This is a genomic window from Caulobacter sp. GW821-FHT09B08 (assembly GCF_059418225.1).
In genome coordinates this window covers 304,524-321,316 of sequence record NZ_JBWKPL010000005.1, presented here as the reverse complement: position 1 = coordinate 321,316, position 16,793 = coordinate 304,524, and the positions used below count along the sequence as shown (strand labels likewise).

13 protein-coding genes are annotated in these 16,793 nt (G+C 68.1%); 5 read left to right on the top strand and 8 right to left on the bottom strand.

Going from position 1 to position 16,793, the window contains the following annotated elements; translation table 11 throughout:
• Window positions 1-108 precede the first annotated feature (108 nt).
• The 4 genes from AC07OA_RS16620 to AC07OA_RS16605 form a co-directional block, all read right to left on the bottom strand.
• The gene (locus tag AC07OA_RS16620; RefSeq protein WP_494664917.1) at window positions 109-1,548 is read right to left on the bottom strand and encodes an alpha,alpha-trehalose-phosphate synthase (UDP-forming); all 1,440 of its coding nucleotides are present in this window, start codon (window positions 1,546-1,548) and stop codon (window positions 109-111) included.
• A complete protein-coding gene (gene otsB / locus AC07OA_RS16615) occupies window positions 1,545-2,348 on the bottom strand; it encodes a trehalose-phosphatase (RefSeq protein WP_494664916.1) in 804 nt (267 codons plus the stop codon). The genes AC07OA_RS16620 and otsB overlap by 4 nt, the downstream gene beginning before the upstream one ends.
• Before the next feature lie 128 nt (window positions 2,349-2,476).
• A complete protein-coding gene (locus AC07OA_RS16610) occupies window positions 2,477-3,163 on the bottom strand; it encodes an AcvB/VirJ family lysyl-phosphatidylglycerol hydrolase (protein WP_494664915.1) in 687 nt (228 codons plus the stop codon).
• A 66-nt stretch (window positions 3,164-3,229) separates the two neighbouring features.
• A complete protein-coding gene (locus tag AC07OA_RS16605; RefSeq protein ID WP_494664914.1) occupies window positions 3,230-3,652 on the bottom strand; it encodes an MmcQ/YjbR family DNA-binding protein in 423 nt (140 codons plus the stop codon).
• Window positions 3,653-3,751: 99 nt separating this feature from the next.
• Between AC07OA_RS16605 and AC07OA_RS16600 the strand changes: the two genes are divergently transcribed.
• The 5 genes from AC07OA_RS16600 (at window position 3,752) to AC07OA_RS16580 (ending at window position 9,705) form a co-directional block, all read left to right on the top strand.
• Complete coding sequence (locus tag AC07OA_RS16600) at window positions 3,752-4,567, top strand: 2-keto-4-pentenoate hydratase (RefSeq protein ID WP_494664913.1); 816 nt, start codon at window positions 3,752-3,754, stop codon at window positions 4,565-4,567.
• A 63-nt stretch (window positions 4,568-4,630) separates the two neighbouring features.
• A complete protein-coding gene (locus AC07OA_RS16595; RefSeq protein ID WP_494664912.1) occupies window positions 4,631-5,905 on the top strand; it encodes an MFS transporter in 1,275 nt (424 codons plus the stop codon).
• 81 nt (window positions 5,906-5,986) lie between these two features.
• Entirely contained in the window at window positions 5,987-7,024 is a 1,038-nt protein-coding gene (locus tag AC07OA_RS16590) for an oxidoreductase (protein ID WP_494664911.1), read from the top strand.
• Window positions 7,021-7,485: a heme-degrading domain-containing protein gene (locus tag AC07OA_RS16585; protein WP_494664910.1), complete on the top strand. Its 465-nt coding sequence runs from the start codon at window positions 7,021-7,023 to the stop codon at window positions 7,483-7,485. Before AC07OA_RS16590 ends, AC07OA_RS16585 begins: the two co-directional genes overlap by 4 nt.
• A gap of 93 nt (window positions 7,486-7,578) precedes the next feature.
• Window positions 7,579-9,705 carry a M3 family metallopeptidase gene (locus tag AC07OA_RS16580; RefSeq protein ID WP_494664909.1) on the top strand — a complete coding sequence of 709 codons (2,127 nt, stop codon included), beginning with the start codon at window positions 7,579-7,581 and terminating at the stop codon, window positions 9,703-9,705.
• Between the two features lie 972 nt (window positions 9,706-10,677).
• On the opposite strand, the gene AC07OA_RS16575 is transcribed toward AC07OA_RS16580, so the two are convergent.
• The 4 genes from AC07OA_RS16575 to kduD all read right to left on the bottom strand — a co-directional run bounded on the left by AC07OA_RS16575 (window position 10,678) and on the right by kduD (window position 16,667).
• Window positions 10,678-11,784, bottom strand: coding sequence for a PfkB family carbohydrate kinase (locus AC07OA_RS16575; RefSeq protein WP_494664908.1), 1,107 nt, complete (start codon window positions 11,782-11,784; stop codon window positions 10,678-10,680).
• A gap of 6 nt (window positions 11,785-11,790) precedes the next feature.
• Window positions 11,791-12,465, bottom strand: coding sequence for a bifunctional 4-hydroxy-2-oxoglutarate aldolase/2-dehydro-3-deoxy-phosphogluconate aldolase (locus AC07OA_RS16570; RefSeq protein WP_494664907.1), 675 nt, complete (start codon window positions 12,463-12,465; stop codon window positions 11,791-11,793).
• A 530-nt stretch (window positions 12,466-12,995) separates the two neighbouring features.
• Window positions 12,996-15,716, bottom strand: a complete 2,721-nt coding sequence (ppc, locus tag AC07OA_RS16565) for a phosphoenolpyruvate carboxylase (RefSeq protein WP_494664906.1) — start codon at window positions 15,714-15,716, stop codon at window positions 12,996-12,998.
• Window positions 15,717-15,899: 183 nt separating this feature from the next.
• Complete coding sequence (kduD, locus tag AC07OA_RS16560) at window positions 15,900-16,667, bottom strand: 2-dehydro-3-deoxy-D-gluconate 5-dehydrogenase KduD (RefSeq protein ID WP_494664905.1); 768 nt, start codon at window positions 16,665-16,667, stop codon at window positions 15,900-15,902.
• Window positions 16,668-16,793: the final 126 nt, after the last annotated feature.

The following is a 16,793-nucleotide window of genomic DNA, read 5'->3' as shown; positions in this document are numbered from 1 at the left end:
AGGACGAATCTCATCGTCCTCTACGCCATGTCGCCGCCGGCGGGCCATGTCCGCGACGACGCTGCGCGGATTTACCGCGACCCGGGTTTCAACCGGACGCGCCTGTTCCTACCCCCGGCCGCCGGCCCGCACGGTCAGGGCTGGGATCGCCTTGGGCGGAGCCTTGGCCGCGCCTTGCGGCTTGCGCAACCGGGCCACGAACTCGTCGCGCCAGGCGGTGACGTCGCAGCGGGTGACGTTGTCGATCAGGGTCTCCCAACGGCGCTTGCGCTCGTCCAGGTCCATGCTCAGCGCCCGGGTCAGGGCGTCGGAGATTTCCTCGGGACTGTTGGGATTGATGATCAGCGCGTCCTTCAGCTGCCGCGCCGCGCCGGCGAAGCGCGACAGGATCAGCACGCCGGGATCCTCCGGCGCCTGCGAGGCCACATATTCCTTGGCCACCAGGTTCATGCCGTCGCGCAGCGGCGTGACCAGGGCGGCCTTGGACGCCCGATAGACCCCGGCCAGCTCGTCGCGGCGATAGCTGCGATTGAGGTAGCGGATCGGGTTGTAGTCCATGTCGGCATAGGCGCCGTTGATGTGGCCGATCAGCCCGTCCAGCCGACCGCGCAGGTCCTGATAGGCCTCGACCTCGTCGCGCGACAGCGGGGCGATCTGCAGCAGCATCACCTCGCGCCGCGCCTCGGGATTGTCGTGCAGGAAGCGCTCGAAGCCGATCAGCCGCTCCTCCAGGCCCTTGGAGTAGTCGAGGCGGTCCACGCCCACGACCATCTTGCGGAAGACGCTATGGGCCATCAGGCGGTCGTAAACCCGCAGAGCGCGCGGGCTTTCGCGGATCCGCTCGAAGTCCTCGGCGTCGATGCCGATCGGGAACGCCGCGGCCTCGGCGGTCTGGCCGAAGGCGGTCAGGCGACCGTCTTCGGTCCGCTCGCCGCCCACCTCGTTGAAGACGTAGCCCTCGAAGGCCTGGACGCTTTCCTCGGTCTGGAAGCCGATCAGGTCGTAGTGGAACATCGCCTCGACCAGCGGCCGGTGGCGCGGCAGGGTCACCACCAGCTGGTGGGCCGGCCACGGGATGTGCAGGAAGAAGCCGATCCGGTTGGTCACGCCCAGCCGCCGCAGCTCCCGGGCCATCGGGATCAGGTGGTAGTCGTGCACCCAGATCACGTCGTCCGGCTCGATCAGCGGTAGCAGGGTCTCGGCGAAGCGCTTGTTGACCCGGTCATAGCCCTCGCCGAACGAGCGGTCGTAGGCGGTCAGGTCGACGCGGTAGTGGAACAGCGGCCACAGGGTCTTGTTGGCATAGCCGTTGTAGTACTCCTGATAGTCGCCCTCCTCGAGGTCGACCGTGGCCACGGTGACGCCGTCGGCCTTCTGCATGTTCAGCTGGCCGGTGAATTCGGTCGTGGTCTTGCCGCTCCAGCCGAACCAGATTCCGGAATATTCGCGCAGGGCCGCGGCCAGGGCCATGGCCAGGCCGCCGACGCTTTCGTCCCCCTTGCCCGTGGGCGGGTTGACGCGGTTGGAAACGACGATCAGGCGGCTCATGCGGCGGTCTTCCCGTCGAGTTTGGCTCGATCCAGCTTGGAAAGATCGGCGCCCAGCCAGTCCAGCACGGCGGCGAAGCTCTCCAGGCGGTAGCTCGCCTGGGTGGGACGCGGCGGTCCGACCAGCACGCCATAGCCGCCCAGGCGGGCGGCGGCGGCGAAGCCGTCCTCGTCGGTCAGGTCGTCGCCGACGAACACCGGGGTCGCCCCGTCGAACGGAGCTTCGCGCAGGAAGGCCGAGACCGACTTGCCCTTGTCCTGGCCGGGCGTGCGCAGCTCGGCGACCATGTCGCCCAACTGCAGCACCAGTTCCGACGACTGGGCCAGGCGCTCGGCGGCCTCGATCACCGCGTCGGCGGCCGAGGGCACGTTGCGATAGTGCAAGGCGACGCTGAGGTCCTTGTCCTCGAACAGCAGACCCTTGTCGCTGTGGGCCAGGTCGCGCAGCACGTCGCGGGCGTGGTCGAGGTCCGGGTGCGGCTGAACGCGGTCGACGCCGTAGACGCCGCGCCGGACCAGGCCGTGGACGGCGGCCACGGCCTTCACCCGGCCTTCCAGGATGCGGTCCAAGTCTTCCAGGGCGCGGCCGCTGACGACGGCCAGACGGCCGTCGAGGACGCGCGAGAGATCGTCCAGCAACGCCGCGCGGCGTGCGTCGGGCCCGACCTGTTCGGGTCGGGGCATGATCGGGGCCAGGGTTCCGTCAAGATCGAGAAACAACGCCGCGCGGGGCGGCAAGGCGACTGGTGGTGGCGGCAAGTCGGTCGGCGCATGCCGAACGGCTGACCCGAACGCGGTCATGGCGAGAAGGCCCTCTCCGATGAATACAGGCCTGGGGAACGCGCACTGTCCGGGTTTCGATCCCCCGGGAAACAGTGGTTTTCGGTCACGATACGTTCACGGGACCGTGCTTGGAGGGCGCCCGTTACCTAGAGCGCGGCGGCCTTCAGCACCGCCTCGCCGAGCTTCGCGTAATCGCCGTCGAAATGGTGACCGCCCGACAGGCGCACCTGACGGATCGTGTCCGACGGCAGGCTGGGGCAGATATCCAGCCGCTCCTTGTCGCCGTAGATGCAGGTCATCGGCAGGCCCTTCAGCGCCTCGACCGCCGGGGCCACCGGGAAGGAGTCGGCGGTGGCGCGGTTCAGCCAGCTGGCGGGGTGAAAGCGCAGGTCGCCGTGCGGGCCGGTCCCGATCAGCACCAGGCCGGTGATCTGGGCGCGCAGATCTTCGGGCAGGTTCGGCACGATGGCGGGCAGGGCGTCGGCGCCGAACGAATAGCCGACCAAGACGATCTTTTGCCGGCCCCATTGGGCCTGGTGGCGGCGCAGTTGGTCGGCCAGGTCGTCGGCGGCCGACTGGGGCGTGCGCTTGCCCATGAAGTAGCGCAGCGAATTGACGCCCAGCACCGGCACGCCGTCGCGGGCCAGCACCTTGGCCACACCCTGGTCCAGAGGACCCCAGCCGCCGTCGCCGGAATAGATCACCGCCAGGGCCTCGCCCGGCGCGGTAGCCGGGGCCTCGATCAGGCGGGGCAGCGCCGACGCCTCGGCGACCCCGGCGCTGGTCAGGCACAGGGCGGCGGCGAGGCAGAGGAGACGGGCGCGAAAGCTCATGATCGCTCTATCGGCCGCAATCTTGACCATGGCGCGGCGACGGCGAGGCCGTCCTGCGGCGGGTCCCTACCCTTGCGCGTCGAACCGCTTGACCAGGGCCTTGGGCGCCACGCGCCGCCAGGCCTCCGTCAGCAGCCGGCCCATCTCGTCGGCCTCGATCGCATCCAGCCGCACCAGCACCGCCGGATAGTTGCGGTAGTGGTCATCGTCGAAATAGATCTCCGGCGCCGCCTCGATGAGCAGCTCCTTGCTCTCGATCAGGCAGCGCACCGCCAGCACCCCGGGCACGACCTCCCGCCGGGCCTTGGGCGCGGCCCGCGCCAGATAGGGCCAGGCCAGGCCCTTGCCGCGCACCGCAAACCCCAGGGAATCCTCGGAATCGCCCGCCTCGACCTCGGGGAGCGTGAGCGCCAGGCGGCGGAGGGTGGCGGTGTCGACCATGGCCGGCAGTAGAACGCCGGAGACGCAGGCGTGACAATACAATGTCACCGGTGTCTTAAGGTCGATTGTCAATGACACCGGTTTCCATTATGCACGACCAAAGCCCGTCGAACGGGACTGTACAGAGTGCGAGGGAGGATTCGCGGCGTGACCGTTTCCGAGGCCGAGAGCGAAGTGTTCGCGCCGGCGTCCATCGCCCAGCAGTTCGTCGAAGCGCGCCTGAAGGGCGTGTCGGTTCCCGGCTATCCGGGCGGCGTCCTCCCCCAATCCATGGCTGAAGGCTACGCGGTGCAGGACATCGCCATCGACCTGTGGCCTGACGAACTGGTCGGCTGGAAGGTGGGCCTGGTGCCCCCGCAGCACCGCGAGCGCCTGGGCGCCGAGCGCCTGGCCGGCTGTATCTTCAAGAAGAACGTCTGGGACGCGGCCTCCGAGCCGACCCCGTTCCGCGCCATCGCCGGCGGCTTCACCGCTGTCGAGGCCGAGTTCATCATCCGCCTGGGCAAGGACGCCCCGGCCGACAAGACCGAATGGACCGCCGAGGAAGCCGCCGAATATGTGGGCGAGCTGATCCTGGGCATCGAGATCGCTGGCAGCCCGCTGGCCACCATCAACGCCCTGGGCCCGCCCATCGTGGCCTCGGACTTCGGCAACAACGACGGCCAGATCCTGGGCCCCGTGATCGACAACTGGCATGAGATCCCCTGGGAAGACATGCCGGCCGAGACCTTCATCGACGGCAAGTCGGTGGGCAAGGGCGGCGCTTTCTCCATTCCCGGCTCGCCCCTGGCGGCCCTGGCCTTCCTGCTGGGCCACGTCGCCTCGCGGGGCCGGCCGCTGAAGAAGGGCATGCTGGTCACCACCGGCGCCAGCACCGGAATCCACGACATTGCCGCCGGCGAGAGCTCCCGCGTAGACTTCGGCAAGTTCGGGAGCGTCGCCTGCGTGGCGGTCCCGGCCTGAAACGATAAAAAAACCGGCGGGGGCGTCGGAAAAACAAAACACTAGGGTGAGGATGTGACGTCCATGGACGCTCCAACGATGCCGGCTCCGTCGGAGAGGATCGGCCGATACAGGTGGGTGATCGTCGGCCTGCTGTTCGCGGCCATGGTGATCAACTACGTGGATCGCCAGACCATCAGCCTGCTGAAGCCCGATCTGTCCAAGCAGTTCGGCTGGACCGAGACCAACTACGCCGATCTCGTCTTCTACTTCCAGCTGACCTACGCCATCGCCTACCTGGCGTGGGGCAAGATCATGGACAAGATCGGGGCCCGCTGGGGCTTCGGCATCGCCTTCCTGATCTGGCAGATCGCCCACATCGCCACCGCCGGAGCGCGCCACCTCAACGGCTTCATCCTGGCCCGCATGGGCCTGGGCGTCGGCGAGGCCGGCGGCTTCCCGGGCGGCATCAAGGCCGTGGCCGAGTGGTTCCCCAAGAACGAGCGGGCCCTGGCCACCGGCATCTTCAACGCCGGCACCAACATCGGCGCCATCGTCACCCCGCTGGTCGTGCCGGCCATCGCCCTGACCTTCGGCTGGGAGATGGCCTTCATCGTCACTGGCGTGGCGGGCCTGATCTGGCTGCCGATCTGGCTGATCGTCTATCGCCGTCCGCGCGAGCAGAAGAACCTGTCGGCCGCCGAACTGGCCCATATCGAGCAGGACCCGGCCGACCCGGACCAGCCGATCGGCTGGGCCAAGCTGCTGACCAAGAAGGAAACCTGGGCCTTCGCCCTGGGCAAGTTCCTGATCGACCCGATCTGGTGGATGTTCCTGTTCTGGCTGCCCGACTTCCTGGGCAAGCGCTACGGCCTGGACCTGAAGACCTTCGGCCCGCCGATCGTCGCGGTCTATCTGATGAGCGACGTCGGTTCGGTGGCCGGCGGCTGGATGTCGTCCAGCCTGATGAAGAAGGGCTGGAGCATCAACAAGGCCCGCAAGACCACCCTGCTGATCTGCGCTCTGCTGGCCGTGCCGGTGATGTTCGCCGCCAACGTTTCCAATCTGTGGACCGCCGTGCTGATCATCGGCGTGGCCACCGCCGCCCACCAGGGCTTCTCGGCCAACCTCTACACCCTGCCCTCGGACGTCTTCCCCCGCGCCGCCGTCGGCTCGGTGGTGGGCATCGGCGGCATGCTGGGCGCGGTCGGCGGCATGGTGTTCTCCAAGTACATCGGCCAGGTGCTGGAGACGATCGGCACCTACACCCCGATCTTCATCGTCGCCGGCAGCGCCTATCTGGTGGCCCTGCTGGTCATCCACCTGCTGTCGCCCAGGATGGAGCCGGTGAAGGTCTAGGCCTTTTCCCATCTGGGAAAGAACGAGCCCCCGGTCGCGAGACCGGGGGCTTTTTCGTGCGGAGGCGCTATAAACGGACTCATGTCCTCCCCCCTCCCCTTCAAGGTCGCCCTGGTCGGCTACGGCTTCGTCGGCAAGGTGTTTCACGCCCCGCTGATCGTCGCCACGCCCGGCCTCGTTCTCCACACCGTCGTCTCCAGCGACCCGGCCAAGGTCCATGCCGACCTGCCCGAGGTGAAGGTCGTTCCCGACCTCGTTACCGCCCTGGCCGACGCCGAGATCGACCTGGTGGTGATCGCCACCCCCGACCCGCTGCACGCCCCCCAGGCCCATGCCGCGCTCGACGCCGGCAAGGCCGTGGTGATCGACAAGCCGTTCGCGGTGACCCTGGACGAGGCCCGCGCCGTCGCCGACCACGCCAAGCGCGCCGGCAAGCTGCTGAGCATCTTCCAGAACCGCCGCTGGGACAGCGACTTCCTGACCCTCCAGGCCCTGATCGCCGACGGCAGCCTGGGCGAGATCGTCCAGTACGAGAGCCACTTCGACCGCTTCCGCCCGCTGGTCCGCGACCGCTGGAGGGAAAAGCCCGGCGCCGGCGCCCTGCTGGACCTGGGACCGCACCTGATCGACCAGGCCCTGAAGCTGTTCGGCAAGCCCCAGGCGGTCTATGCCGACCTGGTGGCCCAGAAGGACGGCGGCCAGGCCCCGGACTATTTCCACCTGGCGCTGCGCTATCCCAAGCTGCGGGTGCTGCTGCACGCCAGCCAGATGACCGTCGATTCCCGCCTGCGGATGGCCGTGCACGGGACCAAGGGCAGCTTCCACAAGCAGGGGCTGGACGAGCAGGAGAACGCCCTAAAGGCCGGGATCGTCCCAGGCTCGGAAGGCTGGGGCGCCGACCCGCGTCCCGGAACCCTGACCCAACCGGACGGCGACGACACCACCAGCCGCGTGATCGAGGGCGTCCCCGGCGACTATCTGGCCTACTACGCCGCCATCCGCGACGCCCTGTCGGGTCATGGCGAAAATCCCGTGCCGCCCGAAGAGGCCATCGCGGTGATGGAACTGATCGACGTGGCCCAGCGCAGCGCCGCCGAGCGCCGAGAGCTGCCGCTTTGACCGACGCCGAACTGCTGGCCGCCATCGCCGCCCAGGAGAAGGCGCTGGGCTTCCAGCGCTTCACTCTGGAGACCGCCTGGACGCTGGGCACGGCCCTGCGCGACGCGGCCCTGGCCCGCAATGCCCCGGTGGCCATCGACATCGGCCTGCGCGAGCGGCCGCTGTTCCATGCCGCCCTGCCCGGCGCCGACATCGCCAACGCCGACTGGGTGCGCCGCAAGCGCAACACCGTCCTGGCCCTGGGAACCAGCACCCTGGCCGTGGGGCTGAAGCTGAAGGCCTCGGGCGAGACCCTGGAGCAGCGCTACGGTCTGTCGCTCCGCGACCATGCCGCCCACGGCGGCGGCTTCCCGCTGATCCTGGCGGGCCTGGGCTGCATCGGCGCGATCACGGTCTCGGGCCTGCCGCAGGTCGAGGACCACGCCCTGGTGGTCGAGGCCTTGGAGCGGACGCTGGGCTAGACGCGGAGAGGGTCTCGACAAGGACGGCCCGCCCGTTTCAAGGTCGCCCCGGCCCCAGGTGTTCGGGGCGCAACACCCTCTTCCGGAGCCTTCGTGAAGCGTCGCACTTTCCTCGCCACCGCCGCCGCCGTCGGCGCGACCGGCGGCCTGAACCCGAGTTTGTCCATGGCCGCTGACACCAATCCGCTTCTCCAGGCCTGGACCGGCCCGCACGGCGGCCAGCCGCCCTTCGACAAGGTCCAGGTCGAGCACTTCAAGCCGGCCCTCGAAGCCGGCATGGCGGCCAACCTCGCCGAGATCGACGCCATCACCGCCGTGAAAGCCGCCCCGACCTTCGAGAACACCATCGCCGCCCTGGAGGACTCCGGCCGCCAGCTGAGCCGGGTCCAGACGATCTACGGCATCTGGGGCTCCAATCTCAGCACGCCGGAACTGCAGGCGCTGCAGAAGGAGATGGATCCCAAGCTCGCGGCCTTCGCCGACAAGATCAACCAGAACGCCGCGCTCTTCGCCCGCATCGAAGCGGTCTACACCTCGCCGGCCAAGGCCAGGCTGACGCCCGAGCAGCAGCGGGTGACCTGGCTCTACTACACCAGCTTCGTGCGGGCCGGGGCCAAGCTGGACCCCGAGGCCAAGGCGCGGGTGGCGGCGATCAACACCGAGCTGGCGGGCCTGTTCACCCAGTTCAACCAGAACCTGCTGGCCGACGAGTCGACCTATATCGTCCTGACCGAAACCGACCTCGTCGGTCTGCCGGACTCCCTGAAGGCCGCCGCGGCCGCCAGCGCCGAGCAGCTGAAGCTTCCGGGCCAGCACGTCATCGTCAACACCCGCTCCAGCGTCGATCCGTACCTGACCTATTCGCCGGTCCGGGCCACGCGGGAGACGGTCTGGAAGGCCTTCGTCAATCGCGGCGACAACGGCGGGGCCACCGACAACAACGCCCTGATCACCCGGATCCTCAAGCTGCGGGCCGAGCGCGCCAAGCTGCTGGGCTACGCCACCCACGCCGACTGGCGGCTGGAGGTGGCCATGGCCAAGACGCCGCAGAACGCCATGGCGCTGATGGAGGCGGTCTGGACCCCGGCCATCGCCCAGGTGGCCAAGGACGTGGCCGACATGCAGAAGATCGCCGACGCCGAGGGCGGCGGCTTCTCGATCGCGCCCTGGGACTATCGCTACTACGCCGAGAAGGTGCGCAAGGCGAAGTACGACCTCGATATGAACGAGGTGAAGCCGTACATGCAGTTGGACAAGCTGCGCGAGGGCATGTTCTGGGCCGCCGGCCAGGTCTACGGCTTCCAGTTCGCCCAGGTGGAGGGCCTGCCGGTCTTCCATGCGGACGTGACCACCTACGAGGTCACCCGCGACGGCAAGCGCGTGGGCCTGTGGTACTTCGATCCCTATGCCCGCAAGGGCAAGCGTTCGGGCGCCTGGATGAACGCCTATCGTCGCCAGGAGCGCTTCCGGGGCGAGGTGACGACGATCGTCTCCAACAACTCCAACTTCATCAAGACCAAGCCCGGCGAGCCGGTGCTGATCTCGTGGGACGACGCCAAGACCCTGTTCCACGAGTTCGGCCACGCCATCCACGGGCTCAATTCCGACGTCGTCTATCCCCGCGTGGCGGGCACCAACGTGGCCCGCGACTATGTGGAGTTCCCCAGCCAGCTGAACGAGCACTGGCTGCCGACCCGCCAGGTGCTGAGCCGCTTCGCCGTCCACCACCAGACCGGCGAGGCCCTGCCCCAGGCGATGGTCGACAAGATCGAGGCTGCCGCGACCTTCAACCAGGGTTTCGACACCACCGAATACCTGGCCAGCGCCCTGATCGACATGAAGCTGCACCTGGCCGGCGACGCGACCATCGATCCGGACGCCTTCGAGCGCGACGAGCTGGCCAGGCTCGGCATGCCGAAGGAGATCGTCATGCGCCACCGCACCCCGCAGTTCGGCCACGTCTTCTCCGGCGACGGCTATTCGGCCGGCTACTACAGCTACCTGTGGGCCGACACCCTGACCGCCGACGCGGCCGAGGCCTTCGAAGAGGCGCCGGGCGGCTTCTACGACAAGGCCGTGGGCCAGCGACTGCGGGCCAGCGTGATGTCGAAGGGCAACGCGGTGGATCCCGCCGACCAGTTCCGGGCCTTCCGAGGCCGCGACGTCAAGATCGGCGCCCTGATGCGGCACCGCGGCTTCCCGGTTCCGGCAGGGGCTTGAGCAAAGCCTTCCTCTTGTACGGGGACTCTGAGAGACTCACGCGACGCACTTACCCCCTACGGACCGCTTCGCGGTCGTCTTCCCCCATAGGGGGAAGAGCCGCGTGATTGCGAAGGGCTCCGCCCCCTACGGGGGCGGACAGACCGCGAAGCGGTCAGGTGGGGGCAAGTGGGTGCGCTCCCACGCCAGCGGCTGTGAGAAGTGGGAAGGGTCGCGAAGCGCCCGGGCCTCGCCCGGAAAAGCTTTGATGTGAATACCGTTTCGACGACGCTAGAGCGCTTCGCGCGACCGTTATCCGAAAGCCCGCGACGCTGAACCCTGTTAGGGCCTCGCCGCCTTGAAGCCTCCGACGGGCGGAACCAGGCCAACGCGCCCGGTCCCGGACCGCGAGCGCATCACCGCCCGCCTGCTGCTCTGTCGGCCCCCATCCAACGCCGTTTATTTTCGAGGCCCGGCCGGCACCAGATGGACGAGGTTGGTCCTCCGAAGAGGACCACCGACAGAGCTTCCCGCTCGATCGCCCCCGAAAGCCGCAACGGTCGCCGTACGTGCGCCCTTCCCGTGCTTTCGAGTGGAATAAGGATACGGCAGGTCCAGAGAGTGGGGATAAGTTAGGTCGAGAAAGTTCAAGCGGTTGAAATCGCTGAACTCTGGTCGCTATCCGCTGAGGATAGAGCCCTGCTGATGGGGACACACGCATGCGTGTGTCCCCAGCCGTGGCCGCTGAATCGCCGGGGACATGTACTCACGGCAAGGCCTTGCCAGACGATCCCGAGCCTCAAGGTGAGTACGTGTCCCCTCCTTCGGTCACGACGCTGAACGCCACAAGCTCAGCGGACGACTTGGGGGACACGCACTCACATCCAGCGCCCTGCCAACTTGTCGGCGCGTTGCCGTGAGTGCATGTCCCCAAGCAAAAGCCCCCGGCCTTGCGACCGGGGGCTCTGCTGTTTGAACCGATAAGGCCAAAGACTAGCGGATGACCCGCGCGCCCTTGCCCTTCATCACGGCCTCGACCTCGGCCTGGCGCACCATCGAGGTGTCGCCCGGGGTGGTCATGGCCAGGGCGCCGTGAGCCGCGCCGTACTCGACGGCGGCCTGGGGACCCTTGCCTTCCATGAAGCCGAACGCGAGGCCCGAGGCGAAGCCGTCGCCGCCGCCGACCCGGTCGTAGATCTCGAGGTTCTCGCGCATCATCGAGGCGTAGAACTCGCCGCCGGCATAGAGGATCGCCGACCAGTCGTTGACCGAGGCGGTCTTGGCGTTGCGCAGGGTGGTGGCAGCGACCTTGAAGTTGGGGAACTGCTTCACGGCCGTCTGGATCATCTTCTTGAAGTTGGCCGGGTCGATCGACGAGATGTGCTCGTCCAGGCCCTCGACTTCGAAGCCCAGGCAGGCGGTGAAGTCTTCTTCGTTGCCGATCATAACGTCCACATATTGGGCGATGTGGCGGTTGACCTTCTGGGCCCCCTCCTTGCCGCCCTGCGACTTCCACAGCGAGGCGCGGTAGTTCAGGTCGTAGGAGATCACGGTGCCGTACTTGCGGGCCACCTCGACGGCCTCGATCACGGCTTCGGCGGTGTTGGACGCCAGGGCCGCGAAGATGCCGCCGGTGTGGAACCAGCGCACGCCTTCTTCGCCGAACAGCTTCTCCCAGTTCACTTCACCGGGGCGGATCTGCGAGGCGGCCGAGTGGCCCCGGTCGCTGCAGCCCAGGGCCGGGCGAACGCCGAAGCCCTTTTCGGTGAAGTTCAGGCCGACGCGGGTGTTGCGGCCCAGGCCGTCGAAGTCGCGCCAGATGATGTGGGAGGTGTCGACACCGCCCTGCATCATCAGATCCTCGACAAGCCACCCCAGGTCGTTGACCGGCAGGGCGGTGACCGCGGTCGAACGCTTGCCCCAGCACTTCTTGAAAGCACGGGCGACGTTGTATTCGCCGCCGCCTTCCCAGACCTGGAACTGACGGGCGTTGCGCACCCGGCCGAAGCCGGGGTCGAAACGCAGCATCACTTCACCGAAGCTGGCGCAATCCCACTTCGTTTCCGAAGCCGGGCGGATGTCGAGGATATTGTCGCTCATTGGTCTTTAGGCCTTCCCACGAACCTTCTTGATCAGATCAACCGTCTCGCGGACCTTGGCGGTGATGCCCGCGTAGTCTTCGGCGTCCAGCAGCTCCTGAGTGATCAGCTTGGAGCCCATGCCGGCGGCGACGATGCCCGCGCCGAACCACTTCTTGACCGAGGCTTCGTCCGGATCGACGCCGCCCGTCGGCATGATGCGGGTCCAGGGCATCGGGCCCAGCACCGCCTTGACGAAATCGGGGCCGCCGACCGACGAGCCGGGGAACACCTTGACGATCTCGCAGCCCAGTTCCTCGGCGTACGAGATTTCCGAGGCCGAACCGCAGCCCGGCGAATACGGGATCTTGCGGCGGTTGCAGACCTTGGCGACGTCGGCGTTGAGGATCGGGCCGACCACGAACTTGGCGCCGTTGGCGATGTAGATGCCGGCGGTCGGGGCGTCGACGATCGAGCCCACGCCCATGATCACGCGCGGATCGGCCGAGGCGAAGTGACGGGTCACTTCGTAGAAGACGTGGCTGGCGAAGTCGCCGCGGTTGGTGAATTCGATGCAGGGCGCGCCGCCGTCGGCGCAGGCCTGGATCACCTTCTTACAGACCTCGACGTCGGGGTGATAGAAGACCGGGATGACGCCCTGTTCCATCAGCGCCGTCAGCACGGCCATGCGGTCTTTCACCATCAGTACTGCTCCTCAAGGATCGATCTTGCGTGGGGGTCCGGCGGGACGCCCTGTCCGGGGAAGATTTCGCCGATATCGGCGCGGCGATCATTTAGACCGCGTCGCGGGCCGACGCCACCGAAGAGGCTCCCCCAACGTCAATTCGTGCGCTGTCGTCCTTCGTTTCCATCCCGTCCCGGCCGCTGGCGCGGGGCTCTCAAAATAATGGGCGCCAGGCGGATGGCCGGGCGCCCAAGTTTGCGCAGGAGCGAACTCAGAAAGAGCCGCGGACGCCCAGGACCGGGTAGGCCGGCCCAAAACGTCGATGAGACCGGCGGGAAAGTGGCCAGACCACTTTGCCACCGGTGTCATTCAGGAATCTACTCCGAAGCGCGACCTTGTGCAAGCGGTGTCAAAACGCCGTTCGAGGTTTTGACGGGAAAGCGGAAAAGACGGTGACGGAAGGTGGGGACACACACTCACGGCGCACGCTCTGCCAAGCCTGGCGAGGCCTTCGCGTGAGTGTGTGTCCCCGTCTTGGTCCCCTGCCCTCACCCCGTGTTGCGCAGGCCGGCGGCGATGCCGGCGACGGTCAGCTGGATGGCCAGGCGGATGTTCTCGTCCTGGTCGCCGCCGCGACGGCGGGCCAGGAGCTCCAGCTGCAGGTGGTTCAGCGGGTCCACCGACAGCCCGGCCAGGGCCACCGACTCCGCCAGCTCCGGCTGGTTGTCCAGCAGCGCCGTGCCGCCCCGGATAGCGAGGGCGATTTCGGAAGCCTTATCGTGCTCGCGCTTGATCGTGTCGAAGATCCGCTGGGCGTTCGCCTTGTCCGGCGACAGGTCCTTGTACCGGCCGGCGATGCCCATGTGGCTCTGGGCCAGGGCCAGCTCCATGTTCGACAGCAGGGCGCCGAAGAAGTCGAAGCCGCCGGCCAGGTCCTGCAGCTGCTGGGTCGACAGCCCCGCCCGCTCCACGCCCGAGGCGAAGCCGTACCAGCCGGGCAGCATGAAGCGGGCCTGCGACCAGGAAAACACCCAGGGGATGGCCCGCAGGTCCTCGATCTTACGGCTGGCGGTGCGGCTGGCTGGGCGGCTGCCGATGTTCAGCCCCACGATCTCGCCGATGGGCGTGGCCGACCAGAAGAAGTCCTCGAAGGCCGGGTCGTCGTACACCAGGGCGCGGAAGCCGTGGAACGAGGCTTCCGCAAGGGCGGTCATGGCCGCGTCGACCTTGGGGTCGGGCCGCTGGACCGGGCGCTCGCTGGCGATCAGGGCCGCGGCGGCCAGGCCGTCGAGGTTGCGGCGGGCCGTGGGTTGATCGCCGAAGCGGCGGGCGATCATCTCGCCCTGCTCGGTCATGCGGATGCGGCCCTGGACGGTGCCGGCCGGCTGGGCCAGCACGGCCTCGGCGGCCGGTCCCCCGCCCCGCCCGACGCTGCCGCCCCGGCCGTGGAACAGCTGCAGGCCCACGCCCATGCGCTCGGCCTCGAACGCCAGGGCCGAGGCGCCGCGCGCCACGCCGCGACGGCTGGCCACGTAGCCGCCGTCCTTGTTGCTGTCGGAATAGCCGAGCATGATCTCCTGCACCGGCCGGTCGCCCAGGATGGTGCGGGACAGCGGCAGCTCCAGCCACTGGCGCAGCACGCGGGGGCCGTTCTCCAGGTCGCCGATGGTCTCGAACAGCGGGCTGATCTTGACCGAGGCGCGCGGCGCGGCCCCGCCCCAGACCAGGCCCACCTGCTTGAGCAGCACCAGGGGCTCCAGGATGTCCGACAGGGTGGCCGACTTGGAGATCACATAGGCGCCGAGACAGCCCCGACCGTAGTCGCGCACGGCCTGGGCCGCGGCTTCCATGGTGGCCAGCTCCTTGGTGGTCTCCTCGTCATAGGCCGTGAACGGCGAGACCAGCGGCCGCTGGTGCGACAGCTCCTCGATCAGCACCTTGCAACGGGCCTCCTCGTCGAGGCGCAGGTACGACACGCCCGTGCCGGCGCGGCGGTAGAGCTCGTCCAGGGTGCGTTCGTGAACGTCGGCGTTCTGGCGCAGGTCCAGGCTCATCAGGTGGAAGCCGCAGGCTTGGGCCACCTCGACCAGGGTGCGCAGGGCCGAACCGACCAGGCGCTCGCCGCCGTTGCGCTCCAGGCTGTCGATGATGATCTTCAGGTCGCTGACGAAGGCGTCCGGATGGCCGTAGGGATCGACCTTGGCGTCCTCGGTGGCGTGGATCACCCGCGAGCCGGTCAGCTTCTTGGACACCGCGTTCAGGCGCTCGAAGATCAGCTCCAGGGCCAGGCGATAGGGCTCGTCCAGGCGGTGCACCGACGGGTCGCGGGCCTGACCCGCCAAGGCCAGCACCTCTTCCGACACCGGAGCATAGGCGGTGGAGACCGCCAGGTTCGACCACAGCTTGCGCACCTGGGCGGCGTACCAGTCCAGGATCACCCGCGACTGCGAGGCGAAGGCCAGCTTCAGGGTCTCGCCGTTGACGCCGGGGTGGCCGTCGCGGTCGCCGCCCAGCCACGAACCCATCTTCAGCAGCGGGGCCATCTGGCCGTGCTCGCCGATCTGCTGGGACCAGTCGCCGTAGAGCTCGATGATCGCCGGCAGGATCGAGGTGCGCACGATCGACAGGGCGTTGCGGATCTCGTCCTTCACGGTGATCCGCTCGGGCCGATAGAGGCGCGTGCGCCACATCAGGGCGATCTCGCGGAACAGGCGTTCGCGGATGTCGGCGTCCAGGTCCGGCGGCAGGTGATGGCGGCGGGCGGCCATCAGGCGCGAGATCTCGGTCTCGCGGTCGACCATGCTGCGGCGGCGCACCTCGGTGGGGTGGGCGGTCAGCACCGGCACGACGTTCATGCTGGCCAGAACCTTGGTCAGCTGCTCGGGCGACTTGCCCTCGGCCACCAGGGCCTTGACCGCTCCGACCAGGGTGCGGGGGCGATCGTCGCCGGGACGGGCGTCGGCCTCGGCGTGGCGGCGACGGCCGGCCACGTCCTCGCCGATATTGGCCAGCATCGAGTGGCTGGCCAGGGCGCGGGCCAGGAAGATGGCCTGGTCGCTGGAGACGTCGGAGAACAGGCGGTCCAGCACCGGGGCGTCGCCGTTGGCCACGTCCTCGATCGAGGCCGCGCGGCGGGCCTTGGCCACCAGGGCGGCGGCCTCCTCGCCGTCCAGATAGGCGATGGCCTCGTTCAGAAGCTCGCTGAGCAGATTGGCGTTCTGTCGCACATGGCGGCTGGTGGGACGGTCACCGTCTAGCGACAGGGGCATGCGCGAAACTCCGCGACCGCCGTGGGACTACGGCGGCTCATGGGGAAGGAAACGTACGAAGCATCGGCGAGACTGGGGGGTCTTGCTGACGCAGCGGCGCCTCTACCGCGCTTTGTCGGCCACGAAAAGGCGGCCGACGCAATGGTTACGGTAACATCTGCGCTTGTGCGCAGATTTCTGCCTCTAGCGGGCCAGCCAGCCCCCGTCGACGGGCAAGGTAATGCCCTGGACGTAGTCGGCGGCGTTCGAGGCCAGGAACACGGCGGCCCCGCCCAGGTCCTCCGGACGGCCCCAGCGGCCGGCCGGGATGCGGGCCAGGATCGAGGCGTTGCGGTCGGCGTCGTTGCGCAGGGCCTCGGTGTTGTTGGTGTCGAAATAGCCGGGGGCGATGGCGTTGACGTTGATGCCCTTGGCCGCCCACTCGTTGGCCAGGATCTTGGTCAGGCCCGCCAGGCCGCTCTTGCTGGCCGTGTAGGACGGCACGCGGATGCCCCCCTGGAACGACAGCAGCGAGGCGATGTTGATCACCTTGCCGACACTGCCCTCGCCGCCCTGCTTCAGCGCCTGCTTGGCGAAGGCCTGGGTCAGGAAGAAGACGACCTTCAGATTGGTGTCCATCACCGCGTCCCAGTCGGCCTCGGTGAACTCGATGCTGTCGGCGCGGCGGATGATGCCGGCGTTGTTGACCAGGATGTCGACCTTGCCGAAGGCGGCGACGGTCTCGTCGATCACCCGCTGGACCGGCTCGATCGACCCGAAGTCGGCCTTGATCGACAGGAACTTGCGGCCCGTGGCCTCCACCAGGGCTTGCGTCTCGGTCGGCGCGCTGCGGCCGGCGGCGGCGATGTCGGCGCCCGCTTCAGCCAAAGCGACCGCGATCCCCTGCCCGATGCCGGTGTTGGCGCCGGTGACGAGAGCGACCTTGCCTTCGAGGCTGAACGGATGGGCCATGGTGCATTCCTCAAAACTTGCGTTGTCATCCCGGACGTAGCGCGAAGCGCGAAGATCCGGGACCGACTTGAAGCGCTGCGCTCCACGTCGGTCCCGGATCGTCCCTGCGGGCCGTCCGGGATGACA